Source organism: Streptomyces sp. A1136, from assembly GCF_004795055.1.
Classification (GTDB): domain Bacteria; phylum Actinomycetota; class Actinomycetes; order Streptomycetales; family Streptomycetaceae; genus Streptomyces.
The window spans coordinates 70,019-86,333 of record NZ_SSBJ01000032.1 but is presented as its reverse complement, the minus strand read 5'-3'; the positions used below and the strand labels follow the sequence as shown (position 1 = coordinate 86,333).

At 72.2% G+C, this 16,315-nt stretch carries 19 protein-coding genes; 12 read left to right on the top strand and 7 right to left on the bottom strand.

The features are described from left to right. A partial coding sequence (locus E6R62_RS27700; RefSeq protein ID WP_136209427.1) for a biotin carboxylase N-terminal domain-containing protein occupies positions 1-126 on the bottom strand: 126 nt, incomplete at its 3' end. 381 nt (positions 127-507) lie between these two features. On the opposite strand from E6R62_RS27700, the gene E6R62_RS27695 reads away from it, so the two are divergent. Then, on the top strand, positions 508-990 hold the full coding sequence (locus E6R62_RS27695; protein ID WP_240801941.1) for a hypothetical protein: 483 nt from the start codon (positions 508-510) through the stop codon (positions 988-990). Here E6R62_RS27695 and E6R62_RS27690 read toward each other — a convergent pair. The 4 genes from E6R62_RS27690 to E6R62_RS27680 all read right to left on the bottom strand — a co-directional run bounded on the left by E6R62_RS27690 (position 971) and on the right by E6R62_RS27680 (position 3,689). Further along, positions 971-1,588 carry a nucleoside triphosphate pyrophosphatase gene (locus E6R62_RS27690; RefSeq protein ID WP_136216215.1) on the bottom strand — a complete coding sequence of 206 codons (618 nt, stop codon included), beginning with the start codon at positions 1,586-1,588 and terminating at the stop codon, positions 971-973. The genes E6R62_RS27695 and E6R62_RS27690 overlap by 20 nt on opposite strands. 31 nt (positions 1,589-1,619) lie before the next feature. Further along, positions 1,620-1,754 carry a morphogenic membrane protein MmpB gene (gene mmpB, locus E6R62_RS41865; RefSeq protein ID WP_276615662.1) on the bottom strand — a complete coding sequence of 45 codons (135 nt, stop codon included), beginning with the start codon at positions 1,752-1,754 and terminating at the stop codon, positions 1,620-1,622. A 117-nt stretch (positions 1,755-1,871) separates the two neighbouring features. Further along, positions 1,872-2,078, bottom strand: coding sequence for an acyl-CoA carboxylase epsilon subunit (locus E6R62_RS27685; protein ID WP_206308858.1), 207 nt, complete (start codon positions 2,076-2,078; stop codon positions 1,872-1,874). Positions 2,079-2,093: 15 nt separating this feature from the next. Beyond that, positions 2,094-3,689 carry an acyl-CoA carboxylase subunit beta gene (locus E6R62_RS27680; RefSeq protein WP_136216213.1) on the bottom strand — a complete coding sequence of 532 codons (1,596 nt, stop codon included), beginning with the start codon at positions 3,687-3,689 and terminating at the stop codon, positions 2,094-2,096. Positions 3,690-3,819: 130 nt separating this feature from the next. On the opposite strand from E6R62_RS27680, the gene E6R62_RS27675 reads away from it, so the two are divergent. The 5 genes from E6R62_RS27675 (at position 3,820) to hutH (ending at position 9,735) form a co-directional block, all read left to right on the top strand. Then, the gene (locus E6R62_RS27675; RefSeq protein ID WP_136216212.1) at positions 3,820-4,695 is read left to right on the top strand and encodes a biotin--[acetyl-CoA-carboxylase] ligase; all 876 of its coding nucleotides are present in this window, start codon (positions 3,820-3,822) and stop codon (positions 4,693-4,695) included. A gap of 166 nt (positions 4,696-4,861) precedes the next feature. After that, positions 4,862-6,037 carry an adenylate/guanylate cyclase domain-containing protein gene (locus E6R62_RS27670; protein WP_136216211.1) on the top strand — a complete coding sequence of 392 codons (1,176 nt, stop codon included), beginning with the start codon at positions 4,862-4,864 and terminating at the stop codon, positions 6,035-6,037. Positions 6,038-6,108: 71 nt separating this feature from the next. Continuing rightward, positions 6,109-6,909: an enoyl-CoA hydratase/isomerase family protein gene (locus E6R62_RS27665; protein WP_136216223.1), complete on the top strand. Its 801-nt coding sequence runs from the start codon at positions 6,109-6,111 to the stop codon at positions 6,907-6,909. 97 nt (positions 6,910-7,006) lie between these two features. Continuing rightward, positions 7,007-8,119: a GGDEF domain-containing protein gene (locus E6R62_RS27660; RefSeq protein ID WP_136216210.1), complete on the top strand. Its 1,113-nt coding sequence runs from the start codon at positions 7,007-7,009 to the stop codon at positions 8,117-8,119. A 74-nt stretch (positions 8,120-8,193) separates the two neighbouring features. Beyond that, positions 8,194-9,735 (top strand): histidine ammonia-lyase, encoded by a 1,542-nt coding sequence (gene hutH, locus E6R62_RS27655; RefSeq protein WP_136216222.1) that lies wholly within the window; start codon positions 8,194-8,196, stop codon positions 9,733-9,735. Positions 9,736-9,813: 78 nt separating this feature from the next. On the opposite strand, the gene E6R62_RS27650 is transcribed toward hutH, so the two are convergent. Then, positions 9,814-10,155 (bottom strand): hypothetical protein, encoded by a 342-nt coding sequence (locus E6R62_RS27650; RefSeq protein ID WP_206308857.1) that lies wholly within the window; start codon positions 10,153-10,155, stop codon positions 9,814-9,816. Positions 10,156-10,263: 108 nt separating this feature from the next. On the opposite strand from E6R62_RS27650, the gene E6R62_RS27645 reads away from it, so the two are divergent. The 6 genes from E6R62_RS27645 to E6R62_RS27620 all read left to right on the top strand — a co-directional run bounded on the left by E6R62_RS27645 (position 10,264) and on the right by E6R62_RS27620 (position 15,358). Beyond that, complete coding sequence (locus tag E6R62_RS27645) at positions 10,264-10,608, top strand: hypothetical protein (RefSeq protein ID WP_136216208.1); 345 nt, start codon at positions 10,264-10,266, stop codon at positions 10,606-10,608. Positions 10,609-10,754: 146 nt separating this feature from the next. Next, positions 10,755-12,026 carry an Ig-like domain-containing protein gene (locus tag E6R62_RS27640; protein ID WP_136216207.1) on the top strand — a complete coding sequence of 424 codons (1,272 nt, stop codon included), beginning with the start codon at positions 10,755-10,757 and terminating at the stop codon, positions 12,024-12,026. Positions 12,027-12,153: 127 nt separating this feature from the next. Continuing rightward, complete coding sequence (locus tag E6R62_RS27635) at positions 12,154-13,644, top strand: ABC transporter permease (RefSeq protein ID WP_136216206.1); 1,491 nt, start codon at positions 12,154-12,156, stop codon at positions 13,642-13,644. 46 nt (positions 13,645-13,690) lie between these two features. Continuing rightward, complete coding sequence (locus tag E6R62_RS27630) at positions 13,691-14,368, top strand: ABC transporter ATP-binding protein (RefSeq protein ID WP_136216205.1); 678 nt, start codon at positions 13,691-13,693, stop codon at positions 14,366-14,368. Between the two features lie 37 nt (positions 14,369-14,405). Beyond that, entirely contained in the window at positions 14,406-15,059 is a 654-nt protein-coding gene (locus E6R62_RS27625) for a GNAT family N-acetyltransferase (RefSeq protein WP_136216204.1), read from the top strand. Then, on the top strand, positions 15,038-15,358 hold the full coding sequence (locus E6R62_RS27620) for a GNAT family N-acetyltransferase (RefSeq protein ID WP_168714203.1): 321 nt from the start codon (positions 15,038-15,040) through the stop codon (positions 15,356-15,358). The genes E6R62_RS27625 and E6R62_RS27620 overlap by 22 nt, the downstream gene beginning before the upstream one ends. A 7-nt stretch (positions 15,359-15,365) precedes the next feature. Here the strand turns inward: E6R62_RS27620 and E6R62_RS27615 are convergent, their stop codons facing one another. Next, on the bottom strand, positions 15,366-16,262 hold the full coding sequence (locus E6R62_RS27615) for a helix-turn-helix domain-containing protein (protein WP_136216202.1): 897 nt from the start codon (positions 16,260-16,262) through the stop codon (positions 15,366-15,368). Positions 16,263-16,315: the final 53 nt, after the last annotated feature.

The window sequence follows — 16,315 nt, the reverse complement described above, 5'->3', positions numbered from 1 at the left end:
GCGGACGTGCAGCGCGTCCCGGTCCGGGTCGGCGTAGACGGCCACGCTCGCGATCCCGGCATCCCGGCAGGCACGGGCAACGCGGACAGCGATTTCGCCACGGTTGGCGATGAGCACCTTGCGCACGATGGCTTCCTCCTAGAAACAAGCTGAGTTTAGGGACAGGTGACACGGCCTTTCGACCCCTATCCGCAGGTGAGCTTCCCCACACGGAGCGTGATAGCGAGGCTTGCCCGAGCCCAGAAACCCTTGTGTCGCCCCAGGTCAGGGAGATCCCCGACTGCACAGTAACCCCGTGACGCGGCACAGGTCGCTGTTCACCAGGTCAGCGGCCCCTGCTGAATCTTTGTGGAGTCCCTACGAACGGCCTATGCATTCTTTGCGTGAGAGCCGTCACTCGGACCCCTCGGTAACGAAGCTGTCCCTGCCCCTTGTCCGCGCGTTTACCGGTGAGTAGCCTCCAGGCGTCGAACAGGCTTGTGGCTTCTGGGGGGATGGGGGGCGTCGGTGCTGCGCAGACTCGTGGCCGGGCTGGCCGCGCTCGTGCTCGTCGTGGAAGCGGCGGTGCTCGTACTCGTGCACGTCGTGCTGGGGAAGACGACGCAGAGCCAGTCGATGTCCATCGCCGGCAGCGATCCGGAGCTGATGGCGAAGGCGACCTACGGCCTCGGGGCGGCGATGGGCGCCTTCCTGCTGTTCTGCGCCGTCCTGCTCGCGGTCATCGCCGTGCGGGACCGGGCCCCCGGCCGTTTCGCCCGTGTGGTCCTGGTGGTCGCCGCCGTCACCCACGCGGTGCTCGGCGCGCTGGCCCTCGGACTGGTGGGCTGGGGCGCCTTCGCCGTCCTGATGCTGATCCTGTGCCTGCTCGTGCTGACCCTGATGCTCTATGCCGGGCCCGGGCCCGGGGACGTGCGGGACTCCGGGGACCCCCGGCGTCCCGAGGACGCCCCGCCGCCCGGCTTCGAGGGGCTCAGGCCCACAAATCCGTGATGGACACGCCCAGTTCGCCCAGCAGGGAGCGCAGCAGGGGCAGGGAGATCCCGATCACGTTGCCGTGATCCCCGTCGATTCCGTCGATGAAGGGCGCCGACAGTCCGTCCAGGGTGAAGGCCCCCGCGACGTGCAGCGGCTCGCCACTGGCCACGTACGCGGCGACCTCCGCGTCCGTCGGCTCGCCGAAGCGGACCGTCGTGGACGCCGTGGCCGACACCCGGCGGCCGCTCGCCGTGTCGACGACGCAGTGCCCGGTGCGCAGCACCCCGGCCCGGCCCCGCATGGACTTCCAGCGGGCCGTCGCCTCCTCGGCGTCGGCCGGCTTGCCCAGCGCCTCCCCGTCGAGCTCCAGTACGGAGTCGCAGCCGATCACCAGCGCGCCCGCGGCCTCGTCCAGGGCCGCGACCACGCCGGCCTTCGCCTCGGCCAGCGCCAGCGCCAGCTCGGAGGGGGTATCGGCGCTCAGGGTGTCCTCGTCGAACCCGCTGACGATCACGTGCGGGGCGAGCCCGGCCTGCCGCAGCAGGTTCAGCCGGGCGGGCGAGGCGGAGGCGAGGACGACGGAGCGGGGCGCGGCAGCAGTCATGCGAGCCATCGTAGGGCCGCGCGAGGGGCGTGCGGGCCGCTCAGAAGGGGCCTACGCCCAGGACGTACACCACGACGATCATGGAGAGGGCGAGCACCACGATCAGCCGCCGCAGCATCGCTTGCGCGTCGCGCATGTCTTTCGGCGGCTCGTTCTTCGGGTCTGACCAGAGCATCCTCCGATCCTCGCGCCGCGAGCGCCGGTGGCGCCTGAGTACGGGTACTCAGGCGCCACCGTCCGTTCATGCCATCTTCGCGGCGACGGTCTCCGCCGCCGCGAAGACGGCGGTGCCCTACGCGGGCCAGTACGTACGGCCCCAGGCGCGCGGACCCGGCTGCGGCAGGGTGCGCCGCGCCACCCGCGCCGGCGCGGCCCATTCGTCCGGGACCCGGGGCGCGCCCGACGGCGCGGACGCCAGCGCCGCCGCGCGCGCTCGGACCACCGCCAGTGCGGCGGCCAGCTCCTCCGGGGTCGGGTTCCCCTTGACGACCTTGATCACCACAGGACTGACCTCCTAGAGGGGGATGTTGCCGTGCTTCTTCGGGGGGAGGGATTCCCGCTTGGTGCGCAGCTGACGCAGCCCCTTGACCACGTGTGCCCGGGTCTCCGACGGCATGGTCACCGCGTCGACGTATCCGCGCTCGGCGGCGGTGTAGGGGTTGAGCAGGGTGTCCTCGTACTCGGCGATCAGCCGGGCCCTGGTCTCGTCGGCGGCGCCGGCCTCCTCCGCCTCCGCGATGGCGCGGCGGTGCAGGATGTTGACCGCGCCCTGCGCGCCCATGACGGCGATCTGCGCGGTCGGCCAGGCCAGGTTCAGGTCCGCGCCGAGGTGCTTGGAGCCCATGACGTCGTAGGCGCCGCCGAAGGCCTTGCGGGTGATGACGGTGATCAGGGGGACGGTGGCCTCGGCGTAGGCGTAGATCAGCTTCGCGCCGCGCCGGATGATCCCGTTGTACTCCTGGTCGGTGCCCGGCAGGAAGCCCGGTACGTCGACGAAGGTCAGCACGGGCAGGTTGAAGGCGTCGCAGGTCCGCACGAAGCGGGCGGCCTTCTCCGAGGCGTTGATGTCCAGGCAGCCGGCGAACTGCATCGGCTGGTTCGCGACGATGCCCACCGGGTGGCCCTCGACGCGGCCGAAGCCGGTGAGGATGTTCGGCGCGAACAGCGACTGCGTCTCCAGGAACTCGCCGTCGTCGAGGACGTGCTCGATCACGGTGTGCATGTCGTACGGCTGGTTGGCGCTGTCCGGGATCAGTACGTCCAGCTCGCGGTCGAGGTCGCAGACCTCGGTGTCCGCGTCCTCGGGGAAGGCGGGCGGCTCGGAGAGGTTGTTGGAGGGCAGGTAGGCGAGCAGGGACTTGACGTACTCGATGGCGTCCTTCTCGTCCCCGGCCATGTGGTGGGCGACACCCGACGTGGAGTTGTGGGTGCGCGCGCCGCCGAGCTCCTCGAAGCCCACGTCCTCGCCGGTGACCGTCTTGATGACGTCCGGGCCGGTGATGAACATGTGCGAGGTCTGGTCGACCATCACGGTGAAGTCGGTGATGGCGGGGGAGTACACCGCGCCGCCGGCGCAGGGGCCCACGACGAGGCTGATCTGCGGGATCACGCCGGAGGCGTGCACGTTGCGGCGGAAGATCTCGCCGTACATGCCCAGCGCGCTGACGCCCTCCTGGATGCGGGCGCCGCCGGAGTCGTTGATGCCGATGACCGGGCAGCCGGTCTTCAGCGCGAAGTCCATGACCTTGATGATCTTCTGGCCGTAGACCTCGCCGAGGGCCCCGCCGAAGACGGTGAAGTCCTGCGAGAACACGGCCACCGGGCGGCCGTCGACCGTGCCGTAGCCGGTGACGACCCCGTCGCCGTAGGGGCGGGTCTGCTCCAGCCCGAAGTTGGTCGAGCGGTGCCGGGCGAACTCGTCGAGCTCGACGAACGACCCCTCGTCCAGGAGCAGGCCGATCCGCTCACGCGCCGTCAGCTTCCCCTTGGCGTGCTGCTTCTCCACCGCCCGCGCGGACCCGGCGTGGGTGGCTTCGTCGATCCGGCGCTGCAGATCCGCGATCTTGCCCGCGGTGGTGTGCATGTCGATCGGCTCTGAGGGTTGTGACATCGGGGCGCGGCTCCCTGTGTGGTGTCAACGGCCTGGTCAAATGGTGGACTGCTGCTGGCTACTCGTGCGTAGCGTATCGGCGGGCATGGCGCTCGGCAGTGCGGCGTTTGACACACCTACTGTGGGTTGCATGACGCCATCAGATGCATCAGGAGCAACTCCGTCGGGAGCTTCCGCGGGCCGATGGTCCAGCCTGGACCGGCCGCCCCTCAACGCCGCCGCCCTGCGGCGCCACCTCGTCGGGGAGGGCTTGTGGAGTTCGCTGGAGGTGGTCGCGTCCACCGGCTCCACGAACAGCGATCTCGCCGCCCGGGCCGGGGAGCTGCCCGAGGGCGCGGTGCTCGTCGCGGAGGAGCAGAGCGCGGGGCGAGGGCGGCTGGACCGCAGCTGGGTCGCGCCCGCGCGGTCCGGCCTGTTCTTCTCGGTGCTGCTCAAGCCCGGGCCGGAGGTGCCGCAGGAGCGGTGGGGGTGGCTGACGCTGCTCGCCGGGGTGGCCACCGCGACTGGGTTGTCCCGGGCCGCGGGGGTGGACACCGCCCTCAAGTGGCCCAATGACCTGCTGGTCACCGTCGACGGCGAGGAGCGCAAGGCGGGCGGCATCCTCTCGGAGCGCGTCGGCGACGGCGTTGTCGTGGGGATCGGGCTGAACGTCACCCTCACCGAGGACGAGCTGCCGGTCGACACCGCGGGTTCCCTCTCCCTGGCCAAGGCCACCGTCACCGACCGCGAACCGCTGCTGAAGGCCGTACTGCGCTCCCTGGAGCAGTGGTACGAGGCCTGGCGGGCGGCCGCTGGCGACCCGGCCGCCAGCGGGTTGCAGGAGACCTACGCGGCGGGCTGCGCGACGCTGGGCCGGCACGTCCGGGCGGAGCTGCCCGGGGGCCGCGCCATCACCGGGACGGCGGAAGCGGTCGACGCCGACGGACGGCTCGTGATCCGGACCGCCGACGACGAGCGGGTGGCCGTGGGGGCCGGGGACGTGGTCCACCTGCGGTCCGTGCGGTAGCGCCCGGGCGGCCCGGTCGGGCCGGCGCACCGGGGAGTGAGCTACGGCACACCTGCCGTATGGTTTTGCTGGCACCCCGCAGCGGTACCGGCGGAGATCCCGGTCCTTGTGGTGATCAACCGGTTCGGAAGTCGGAATTGCGTACGGAATGGACAGGAGGCGGCCCTTGACCGTCGACGACCCTACGTCCGGCGCGTCCCGGTCCGGCTCCGGCGCCGGCGCGACCCAGGCCGGTTCGGGCAGCACCCCGATCGGGCGGGACCAGCACACTCCGCACCACGAGGTGGACCACACCGTCCAGCCGACGGCCGACCCGCTGGCCATCCGGCTGGAGCAGCTGATCCTGGGCGCGGAGCGCCGGTACACCCCCTTCCAGGCCGCCCGCAGCGCCGGGGTCTCGATGGAACTCGCCTCCCGCTTCTGGCGGGCGATGGGCTTCGCGGACATCGGCCAGGCCAAGGCCCTGACGGAGGCGGACGTACTGGCGCTGCGCCGCCTCGCCGGTCTGGTCGAGGCCGGCCTGCTGAGCGAGCCGATGGCGGTGCAGGTCGCCCGGTCGACCGGGCAGACGACCGCCCGGTTGGCGGAGTGGCAGATCGACTCCTTCCTGGAGGGGCTCACGGAGCCGCCGGAGCCGGGCATGACCCGGACCGAGGTCACGTATCCGCTGGTCGAGCTGCTGCTGCCGGAGCTGGAGGAGTTCCTCGTCTACGTGTGGCGGCGCCAGCTGGCGGCCGCGACCGGGCGCGTGGTGCAGGTGGCGGACGACGAGGAGATGGTCGATCGGCGGCTCGCGGTGGGCTTCGCGGACCTGGTGGGCTTCACCCGACTGACCCGGCGGCTGGAGGAGGAGGAGCTCGGCGAGCTGGTCGAGGCCTTCGAGACGACGGCGGCGGACCTGATCGCCGCGTACGGCGGGCGCCTGATCAAGACGCTGGGCGACGAGGTGCTGTACGCGGCGGACGACGCGGCGACGGCGGCGGAGATCGCGCTGCGGCTGATCGAGACGATGGAGGCGGACCCGCAGATGCCCGAGCTCCGGGTCGGGATCGCGTTCGGGACGGTCACGACCCGGATGGGCGATGTCTTCGGGACCACGGTGAACCTGGCGAGCCGGCTGACGTCCATAGCCCCCAAGGACGCGGTGCTGGTGGACGGGGCGATGGCCGAGGAGCTCGGCCGGACGGGCGCCGCGCCGGTCTCGGAGAAGGAGTCGGAGGCGGAGGAGGGCGGCGGCGCCTATCGGTTCGCGCTCCAGCCGATGTGGCAGCGGCCGGTGCGCGGTCTCGGGGTCGTGGAGCCCTGGTCGCTGACGCGGAGGACACCTAAGATCCCCGGGTAACGTTCGTTAACCGGGAGGGCTGTCCTGTGACGTCGAAGAGCGTGGTGCCGGAGGGCGGGGCGCCGGAGGGCGTGGTTCCGCAGACCGCGGAGTCGGAGTTCCTGGCGGTGCGCCGGCACGAGGACGGGGTCGTCGAGCTGGTCATGGACCGGCCCAAGGCGATGAACGCGGTGTCGACGGGCATGGCCCGGGCCCTCGGGGACGCGTGCGCCCGGCTGGCGGCGGACGCCTCGGTCCGGGTGGTCGTGCTCTCCTCGGCCGTCGAGCGGGCGTTCTGCGTGGGCGCCGACCTCAAGGAGCGCAACGCGATGTCGGACGCCGAGCTGGTGCGGCAGCGGCCGACGACGCGGGGCGCGTACGGGGGCGTGCTGGAGCTGCCGATGCCGACGATCGCGGCCGTGCACGGGTTCGCGCTCGGCGGGGGTTTCGAGCTGGCCCTGGCGTGCGATGTGATCGTGGCCGACGAGACGGCGGTGGTCGGCCTGCCGGAGGTGTCGGTCGGCGTGATCCCGGGCGGCGGCGGCACGCAACTGCTGCCCAGGCGGGTCGGCGCGGCCCGCGCGGCGGAGCTGATCTTCACGGCGCGCCGGGTGGAGGCGCCGGAGGCGCTGGAGCTGGGCTTGGTGGACTCGGTGGTCGCGGCGGGGACCGACCGCGAGCAGGCGCTGGCGCTGGCGGGCAAGATGGCCGCGAACTCGCCGGTCGGACTGCGCGCGGCGAAGCGGGCGCTGCGGCTGGGGCACGGGATGGACCTGGCGGCCGGGCTGGAGATCGAGGACGCGGCGTGGCGCACGGTGGCGTTCTCCGGGGACCGCGCCGAGGGCGTGGCGGCGTTCAACGAGAAGCGCAAGCCGCGGTGGCCCGGCGTCTGAGTGTCCGTCTCGGCCCGATCGACGCCCGTGATCTTGATAGGCGTCGAAAAGCGCGGCGATTGTCACCAAATCGGGTAAAACTCCCTAATCTGTTGTGATGGGAGTTGACGGGCGGCTTCGGGCCGTCGTGGGCCTCGCGCAGGCCATGGCGGCGGCGTGCGCGCCCCGGGACAGCGTGCGGGCGGCCGCGCGCGGGGCCCGGTTGGCCATGGACGGGTCGTTCGCCGCCATCTCCGCCTGGGAGCGCGAGCGCGGCATGCTGCGCGTCCTCGTGAACGAGGGCGAGCGGCGGGCGGGGGAGGAGGAGTTCCCCGCGGACGAGTCGTACCCCGTCCACGAATTCCCCGAGATCACCGAGTTCCTGCACGAGCGCTGGGTGGGCGGCGGCGGGCCCCACGCCTGGGTCGAGTACGCGGGCGGCGGCCGGCCGGGCCGGCGCGGCGAGGCGCTGCGTCGGCGCGGGCGCGGCAGCTGTGTCGTCGCGCCCATCGTGCTCAGCGGCCGGGCCTGGGGGGAGCTGTACGTCGCCCGGGACGAGGGGCTGCCCGACTTCGACGAGGACGACGCGGAGTTCGCGACCGTCCTGGCCGCCGTCGTGGCCGCCGGGCTCGCGCAGAACGAGCGCCTCGAAGAGGCCCGGCGCCTGGCGTTCACCGACCCGCTGACGGGGCTGGCCAACCGGCGGGCCGTCGACATGCGGCTCGACGAGGCCCTGGAGGAGCACCGGCGCGACGGGGCCGTGGTCAGCCTCGTGGTGTGTGACCTGAACGGGCTCAAGCGGGTCAACGACACCCTCGGGCACGCGATGGGGGACCGGCTGCTGGAGCGGTTCGGGTCCGTGCTGAGCCTGTGCGGGGCCATACTGCCCGGCGCGCTCGTGGCCAGGCTCGGCGGCGATGAGTTCTGCCTGGTCAGCGTGGGGCCGACGGCGGACGAGGTGGTGCGGGTGACCGAGGAGGTGTGCCTGCGCGCGGCCGAGTTGGAGTTGGGCGAGGGCGTGGCCTGCGGGGTCGCCTCCACCGGGGACCCGATCGGGGTGGTGAAGTCCTCCCGGAGGCTGTTCCGGCTCGCCGACGCGGCCCAGTACAAGGCCAAGGCGGCCCGTTCGCGGGGCCCCGTGGTGGCCGGACGGGACAGCGCCGTGGTGCGGCTCGCCGACGCGGCGCAGGCGGGACGGGGGGAGCGGCGCCGGTTCCGCGGCAGGGCGTAGCAGCCTGTAACGACTGCTCCACCAAGTCGCTAGTGACATGAAGAGATTCAGTCCGTAGGCTGCTGAATATGGATATGCACACTGTCGTGGTGGGAACGTCCGGGACCACCGCCGAGGACGTCATCGCCGTCGCCCGCGGCAACGCGCGGGTCGAGCTGTCCGGCGAGGCGCTGGACGCCCTGGCCCGCGCCCGCGAGATCGTCGACGCGCTCGCCGCCAAGCCCGAGCCGGTCTACGGGGTGTCCACCGGGTTCGGTGCCCTCGCCTCCCGGCACATCAGCCCCGAGCTGCGCGCCCAGCTCCAGCGCAACATCGTCCGCTCGCACGCCGCGGGCATGGGCCCGCGCGTCGAGCGCGAGGTCGTGCGCGCCCTGATGTTCCTGCGGCTCAAGACCGTGGCCTCCGGGTTCACCGGCGTCCGGCCCTCCGTAGCGCAGACGATGGCCGACGTGCTGAACGCCGGCATCACCCCGGTCGTGCACGAGTACGGCTCCCTCGGCTGCTCCGGAGACCTCGCCCCGCTCTCGCACTGCGCCCTCGCCCTGATGGGCGAAGGCGACGCCGAGGGCCCCGACGGGGTCGTGCGCCCCGCCGGCGAACTGCTCGCCGAAGCCGGGATCGAGCCCGTCGAGCTGCGCGAGAAGGAGGGCCTGGCCCTCCTCAACGGCACCGACGGCATGCTCGGCATGCTGATCATGGCCCTCGCCGACCTCGGCAAGCTGTACACCTCCGCCGACATCACGGCCGCGCTGACCCTGGAGGCGCTGCTCGGCACCGAGAAGGTCCTCGCGCCCGAGCTGCACGCCATCCGCCCGCACCCCGGCCAGGGCGCCTCCGCGGCCAACATGGCCGCCGTCCTGGAGGGCTCCGGCCTCGTCCGCCACTACCAGGAGGAGACCGCCCCGCGCGTCCAGGACGCCTACTCGGTGCGGTGCGCCCCCCAGGTCGCCGGCGCGGGCCGGGACACCATGGCGCACGCCGCCCTGGTCGCCTCGCGCGAGCTGGCCTCGGCCGTCGACAACCCGGTGGTGCTGCCCGACGGCCGGGTCGAGTCCAACGGCAACTTCCACGGCGCCCCGGTCGCCTACGTGTTGGACTTCCTGGCCATCGCCGCCGCCGACCTGGGCTCCATCGCCGAGCGCCGCACCGACCGGCTGCTGGACAAGAACCGCTCGCACGGCCTGCCGCCGTTCCTGGCGGACGACGCCGGTGTGGACTCCGGTCTGATGATCGCCCAGTACACGCAGGCCGCGCTGGTCAGCGAGATGAAGCGGCTCGCGGTACCCGCGTCCGCCGACTCGATCCCCTCCTCCGCCATGCAGGAGGACCACGTCTCCATGGGTTGGTCGGCCGCGCGCAAGCTCCGTACCGCGATCGACAACCTGACCCGGATCGTCGCGATCGAGCTGTACGCGGCCACCCGCGCCATCGAGCTGCGCCACGGGCTCACCCCGTCCCCGGCGAGCCGGGCCGCCATCGCGGCGGTGCGCGAGGCGGGCGTCGAGGGTCCCGGGCCGGATCGTTTCCTCGCCCCCGACCTGGCCGCCGCCGACGCCTTCGTGCGTTCCGGCGCGCTCGTCGCGGCCGTGGAGGCGGTCACCGGTCCGCTCGCCTGAGCATGACGTGAACACGAGGAGGGCCGCGCCCGGGAAGCCCCGGGCGCGGCCCTCTCGCGTGGGCGGGCGCGGCGGGCGCTACTGGGTGCGTGAGCGCCGTACGGAGAAGGCGACGAAGCCCGCTCCCACGCCCAGGCAGAGCGCGCCGCCCATCAGGTAGGGGCTGGTGTCGACGCTGCCGGTGTCGGCGAGCGAGAGGGACACCGCGGCGGCCTCGCGGGGCGCCGAGGCGTCCACGACCGCGGCGGTGTCGGTGAGGGTGGCCCGGTTCTCCTGGGCGGGCAGGCTCCGCTGGTCGGACAGGCCGGAGCGGATCGGTGCCTGGTCCGGTGCGGTGGCGTTCGCCGAGGGCACGAACCAGAGGGCGGCGAGGAGGGTGGTCGCTCCGAGAGCGGTGAGCAGCGATCGACGTGCGGACACGGTGCGATCCCCCTTGTGGCAGCAGCGAATTGGCCGTGTGCGCCGATGCTAGTGAAAGGGGCGGGTCGTGGGAAAGTCGAGGCGGCCTCGGGGCTTACTCTCCGTCGTATGAACTCTTCTGACACCTCACGGTACGTACGGCTTCGGGTGGATTTGGTCCTGGAAGTGACCGACACCACAGCGCTCACGGGGGCCGCCCTCGCCCACATCAAGGCCGACGAGTTCATGCCGGACGAGGAGCGTGGCCATGCCGAGGCGGCGGTGGGCGAGGACGAGTCGGAGGCCCTGGCCTACCTGGTGGACCCCACCGACCTGGTCGCGGACATCCCCGGCGTGGAACTGGCCCAGGCCTCCTGGAGCAGCGAGCCCGTCGAATACGACCCCGAGTCCATGGAATGGGACATGGACGAGGAAGATGGTGACTTCGACGAAGAGGTGACGGACAACGCCTGACCGTGGGATTGCCCACATCCCAACGGAATGTGGAACCGAAACGGGTCATTCACGCGTTGTCACAACCGTGGGCAGGGGGCATGGCCTCCTGCCCGGTGGGTACTTTCCAGCGGCAGCTGGGGAGGAGCTCGGGGGTTCCGGCAACGATGGAGTGGCGTGTGAGGACGGACAGCAAGCGGCGGAAGAGGTCCCTGGTGGCCATATCCGCCGTCCTCGGTGGCGTACTGGTGCTTTCGGCGTGCGACGGCGGAGGTGACCAGCCCAAGGGCAACGGACAGGCCTCGGGCAAGTCCCAGGCCGATGTCGACGCGGCGGCGGCCAAGGACGCCTCGAAGGCCCGAATAGCCATCACGCCCAAGGACGGCGCCACCAATATCGGCCTCAACGACGCCACGAACGTGAGCGTCACCGACGGCACCCTCACCAAGGTCGAGCTCAAGAGCTCCGACGGTGCGGACGTGCCGGGCAAGATAGCCGCCGACGGCAAGAGCTGGAAGCCGGACGCCGCCCTCAAGCGCTCGACCAAGTACGCGCTGTCGGCGAGCGCCAAGGACGAGGCGGGCCACGAGGCGCACGAGAACGCCTCCTTCACCACCGTCTCCCCGGAGAACAGCTTCATCGGCTCGTTCGTGCCGGACGAGGGTCAGACCGTCGGCGTGGGCATGCCGGTCTCGATCACCTTCAACAAGCCGATCAAGGACCAGAAGGCCGTCCAGGCCGCCATCAACGTGTCCTCCAGCAGCGGCCAGGAAGTCGTCGGCCACTGGTTCGACGCGCAGCGACTGGACTTCCGCCCGGAGCAGTACTGGCAGGCGAACTCCACCGTCACGCTGAAGCTCGCGCTGGACGGCGTCCAGGGAGCCCCGGGGATCAAGGGCGTCCAGAGCAAGACCGTCACCTTCAAGATCGGCCGGAGCCAGGTCTCCACGGTCGACGCGAAGACCAAGAAGATGACGGTCACCCGGGACGGCCAGGTCATCAAGACCATCCCGATCTCGGCGGGCTCCCCGTCGAACCCGACCTACAACGGCCAGATGGTGATCTCCGAGAAGTTCAAGGAGACCCGGATGGACGGCGCCACCGTCGGCTTCAAGAACGGCGAGGGCAAGGGCGAGTACGACATCAAGGACGTCCCGCACGCGATGCGGCTGTCCACCTCGGGCACCTTCATCCACGGCAACTACTGGGGCTCCGACTCGATCTTCGGCAACGTCAACACCAGCCACGGCTGTGTCGGTCTGAACGACACCCAGGGTGCGAACGACCCGAACACGGCGGGCGCTTGGTTCTTCGACAACTCGCTCATCGGCGACGTGGTCACCGTCATCAACTCCCCCGACAAGACCATCAAGCCCGACAACGGCCTCAACGGCTGGAACATGAGCTGGGCGGAGTGGAAGGCCGGCGCGGCCTCCTGACGCCCCCCGCGCTCTGACGCGTGCGAACGGCGGGGAACCCCCAGGGGTTCCCCGCCGTTCGTCGTTCTCATCCGACTCTTACCTTCGGCTTACCCCGCCATCAGGGGCCGCGCCTACGTTCGGCGCCATGTTCTTCACCTACCTGCGGCGCGAGTTGCGCCGACGCCGCAAGGCGGCGCTGGTCGTCGCGTCCGGCCTCGCCCTCGGCATCGCCCTCGTCATCGTCGTCAACTCCGTGTCGGCGGGCATGACCCGGGCCCAGGGCACGGTCCTCCAGTCCCTCTACGGGCTGGGCACCGACATGACCGTCACCAAGGCCCAGCCGCCGCAGGGGGACGGGGCCGACTCCGGCCGCCCGCGCTTCAGGTTCGACGCCAAGGGCGACGGGGACGCGGGCGCCGACACCGACCAGAGCCGTGACCTGGTGATGCCCCAGGGCTTCCAGACCCTCGACTCCGCCACGGTCGGCAAGGTCGCCGGGCAGGACGGCGTCGCCCAGGCGGTCGGCGGCCTCAGCCTCCAGGTGACCAAGGTCAACGGGCAGTTCAAGCGCGGCGAGTTCCGCCGGGGCCAGAACGGCGGCGGCGCGGCGGGCGCCGCCGGCGGCAAGCCGGGCGCGGGCGGCGCCGGCGGCGGCAACACCGTCGAGGGCGGCGGCGCCGACTTCTCCGTCAACTCCTACTCCGTCTACGGCGCGGACGTCACACAGCCGAAGCTGGGCCCGCTGACCACCTCCAAGATCACCTCGGGTCGCGCCTTCGCGGCGGGCGACAAGGACGCGGCCGTCGCCGTCGTCGACAGCGCGTACGCCAAGAAGAACAACCTTTCCGTCGGCTCCGACCTCACCGTCAAGACCGTCGCGTTCAAGGTCGTCGGCATCGCCACCGCCGACAGCGGGGACGCCACCGCCAACCTGTACGTCCCCCTCCACCAGGCGCAGATCCTCGCCGAGACCCCCGACAAGATCACCACGGTCTACGTCCAGGCCAAGGACTCCCAGGACATCGGCTCCGTCAAGCAGGCCATCCAGAAGAACGTCCCCGACACCACGGTCACCACCTCGGCCGACCTCGCCGACACCGTCTCCGGCTCGCTGTCCACCGCCGCCTCGCTCGCCGACACCGTCGGCACGTGGCTCTCGTACATCGTGCTCGCCGCCGCCTTCCTCGTCGCCGGGCTGCTCACCTCCTCCGCCGTCTCGCGGCGCGTCCGGGAGTTCGGCACCCTCAAGGCACTCGGCTGGAAGAGCAGCCGCGTCACCCTCCAAGTCGCCGGAGAAGCCCTGGTCAACGGCCTGATCGGCGGGGTCCTCGGCATCGGCGTCGGTTTGGGCGCCGCCTACGCGATCACCGCCGCCAGTCCCACCCTGACCGCCAAACTGGCGGGTGCCGCCGGACGCGCCGGGATGCGGTCCGGGGCACCGGGCGGGGGCGGGATGCGCGCCGCGCGCCACAGCGCCGGCAAGGCCCTCGACGTCGCCCTCACCGCGCCGGTGTCCCTGTCGGTCATCGGCCTGGCCGTCGCCCTCGCCGTGGCGGGCGGCCTGATCGCGGGCGGCTTCGGCGGCTGGCGGGCGTCGCGGCTGCGGCCGGCGGACGCGCTGCGCCGCGTCGAATAGCCCGCAGGCCGCCCCTTCCCACTTTCCGATCAAGCGAGGCAACGAGATGTACCAACTCAGCGGAGTCACCAAGCGCTACCGGCGCGGCAAGCAGTCAGTCGACGCGCTCGCCGGCGTGGACCTCACCATCGAGGACGGCGGCCGGCTCGTCATCCAGGGCCCCACCGGCGGCGGCAAGTCCACCCTGCTCCAGATGCTCGGCGCCCTCGACCGGCCGACCGAGGGCCGGATCGTCCTCGACGGCCTGGACCTGGCGACCGTTTCCGAGGCCCGCCTCACCCGGGTCCGGGCCGAGACCATCGGCTTCGTCTTCCAATCCTTCAACCTCATCCCGACGTTGACGGCGCAGGAGAACGTCGAGACCGCCCTGGTCCCCCTCGGCCTCAAGACGCGCGAGCGGCGCAGCCGGGCGTCCGAGGCGCTGGAATCGGTCGGCCTCGGCGAGCGCGCGGGCCACCTGCCCGGCGAGATGTCCGGCGGTCAGCAGCAGCGCGTCGCGATCGCGCGGGCGCTGGTCAAGCGCCCCAAGGTGCTGCTGGCCGACGAACCGACCGGCAATCTGGACGAGTCGATGCGCGACGAGGTCATGGACCTGCTCGAAGGGCTGTGGAAGGAACACGGCCTGACCTTCGTGATGGTCACCCACGACAGCGCGCTCGCCAAGCGCGCCCCGCGCGTGGCGACGATCCGCAAGGGGCGCGTGACGGTGACGGAGAACCCCTGAGTGCGGGCGCACAACGGGGGGCCTAGGGTCGGCAGGCATGACCGTTCACGCCCTGTCCGTGCCCCCGTCCGACGTCGAAGTCGACGCCTGGCTGGCCGTCCTGACCGCCGCGGCGGCCACCGACCGGGTACCCGCGCCCTCCCGGGTGGAGGTCGCCGGGCGGCTGAGGGTGCCGCCGCTCCCGCGGCACGCCGTGTTCTGGGCCCGGGACGACGGCGTCGGCGTCGCCTCCCTGGTCCTGTTCACGGACCCCGGCAACGCGCACACCGCGTACCTCGACGTACTCGCCGTGAGCCCGCACGCGCGCCGGCGCGGGGCGGGCACGGAGCTGTGGGAGCGGGTCCGTACGGAACTCCTCGCCCGGGGCCGCACCTCGATCGGCACCCTCGTCGACCTCGGCGGCCCGGGGCAGGCGTTCGCGGAGGCGCTCGGCTTCGAGAACGCCCTGCCGATGGCCCGGTACGTCCAGGACGTCACCCGCCCGACGGCGCCCGAGGTCCCCGTCCCGCCCGGGTACGCCCTGCGGTACTGGCCCGGGCCCGTACCGCCGCGATGGGCGGACGCGTTGGCCGTCGCGTACGGGCCATGGAGGACGCGCCGACCGGCGACACCGACGCGCGGTTCCAGGCCTGGACGGCGCGGCGGGTGCGCGCGGAGCGGCGACTGGTCGTGGACCGCGGCGGGGAACTGACCACGGTCGCCGCGGTCACCCCCGCCGGGGAGGTCGCGGCGTACACCGTCCTCGTCCTCCCGGACCCGGCCGGCCGGGGCGCCCACCAGTACGACACGGTCGTCGTCCCGGCCCACCGCGGCCGCGGACTCGGCCGCGCCGTCAAGCGGGCGATGCTCGCCGACGCGCGGTCGCGGTACCCGGCGCTGCGCGAGATCGAGACGACCGTGGCCGACGAGAACACCCCGATGCGGGGGGTCAACGCGGCCCTCGGCTACCGGCGAGAGCGGGCGCAGGGCGTGTTCCGGCTGAAGCTCTGAGACACCGTCACCGGTCGGTGGGCTCGGCCGTCCCCACGGGGCGGGCCGGGGCGGGGTCCGCCGCCGACCACGACGCCAGCATGCGCAGCGCGTCCGCCGACGGCGAGCCCGGGGCGGCATGGAAGGTGATCAGGGACTGCTCGGAGGCGTCCGGCAGGGCCAGCGTCTCGAAGGCCAGGCTCAACTCGCCCACCAGGGGATGGCGCAACCGCTTCACGCCGTGCGTCTTGTCGTCCGCCAGCGTGTGCGCGGCCCACAGCCGCCGGAACTCCTCGCTCTTCACCGACAACTCGCCCACCAGCGCGGAGAGCTGCTCGTCCTCCGGGTGCCGGCCCGCGTACAGGCGCAGATAGCTCACCACCTGGCAGGCCCGGCACTCCCACTCCGCGTACAGCTCCGCCGTCGCCGGGTCCAGGAACACCATCCGGACCAGGTTCCGCTCCCGCGCCGGCAGCGCGCCGAAGTCGCCGAACACCGCCGTCGCCATCCGGTTCCAGGCCAGTACGTCCTGACGTCGGCCCACCAGGTACGCCGGTACGCCCTCCATCGCGTCCAGCAGCACGCGCAGCTCCGGGCGGACCTGCTCGGGGCGGCGCGAAGGACGGCGCCTGCGCGGCCGCGGGCTCGCCAGGTGGGTCAGGTGCGCCGACTCGGTGCCGTCCAGGAGCAGGGCCCGCGCGATCGCGTCCAGGACGTCCGCGGAGACGTTCTGCCCGTGACCCTGCTCCAGCCGCGTGTAGTAGGCCACCGACACGCCCGCCAACTGCGCCAGCTCCTCCCGGCGCAGGCCGGGCACCCTGCGCTGTCGTCCGTATTGGGGCAGGCCCACGTCCTCGGGGCGCAGGCGGGCCCGGCGGGAGCGGAGGAACTCGCCCAGTTCGGCGCGCTGATCAAGCTGGTCCATACCGCCAGTATCACCGGGCCGCCGACCGGCAGCCTGACCCCGCCGGTGGTAGG

What these genes read in the sequence shown, in the direction of transcription:
- E6R62_RS27690 (WP_136216215.1), bottom strand. Translation starts at nt 1,588, where the DNA reads ATGGCTCGCATGACTGCTGCCGCGCCCCGCTCCGTCGTCCTCGCCTCC.
- mmpB (WP_276615662.1), bottom strand. Translation starts at nt 1,754, where the DNA reads ATGCTCTGGTCAGACCCGAAGAACGAGCCGCCGAAAGACATGCGCGAC.
- E6R62_RS27680 (WP_136216213.1), bottom strand. Translation starts at nt 3,689, where the DNA reads ATGTCACAACCCTCAGAGCCGATCGACATGCACACCACCGCGGGCAAG.
- E6R62_RS27675 (WP_136216212.1), top strand. Translation starts at nt 3,820, where the DNA reads ATGACGCCATCAGATGCATCAGGAGCAACTCCGTCGGGAGCTTCCGCG.
- E6R62_RS27660 (WP_136216210.1), top strand. Translation starts at nt 7,007, where the DNA reads ATGGGAGTTGACGGGCGGCTTCGGGCCGTCGTGGGCCTCGCGCAGGCC.
- hutH (WP_136216222.1), top strand. Translation starts at nt 8,194, where the DNA reads ATGCACACTGTCGTGGTGGGAACGTCCGGGACCACCGCCGAGGACGTC.
- E6R62_RS27645 (WP_136216208.1), top strand. Translation starts at nt 10,264, where the DNA reads ATGAACTCTTCTGACACCTCACGGTACGTACGGCTTCGGGTGGATTTG.
- E6R62_RS27640 (WP_136216207.1), top strand. Translation starts at nt 10,755, where the DNA reads ATGGAGTGGCGTGTGAGGACGGACAGCAAGCGGCGGAAGAGGTCCCTG.
- E6R62_RS27635 (WP_136216206.1), top strand. Translation starts at nt 12,154, where the DNA reads ATGTTCTTCACCTACCTGCGGCGCGAGTTGCGCCGACGCCGCAAGGCG.
- E6R62_RS27630 (WP_136216205.1), top strand. Translation starts at nt 13,691, where the DNA reads ATGTACCAACTCAGCGGAGTCACCAAGCGCTACCGGCGCGGCAAGCAG.
- E6R62_RS27625 (WP_136216204.1), top strand. Translation starts at nt 14,406, where the DNA reads ATGACCGTTCACGCCCTGTCCGTGCCCCCGTCCGACGTCGAAGTCGAC.
- E6R62_RS27615 (WP_136216202.1), bottom strand. Translation starts at nt 16,262, where the DNA reads ATGGACCAGCTTGATCAGCGCGCCGAACTGGGCGAGTTCCTCCGCTCC.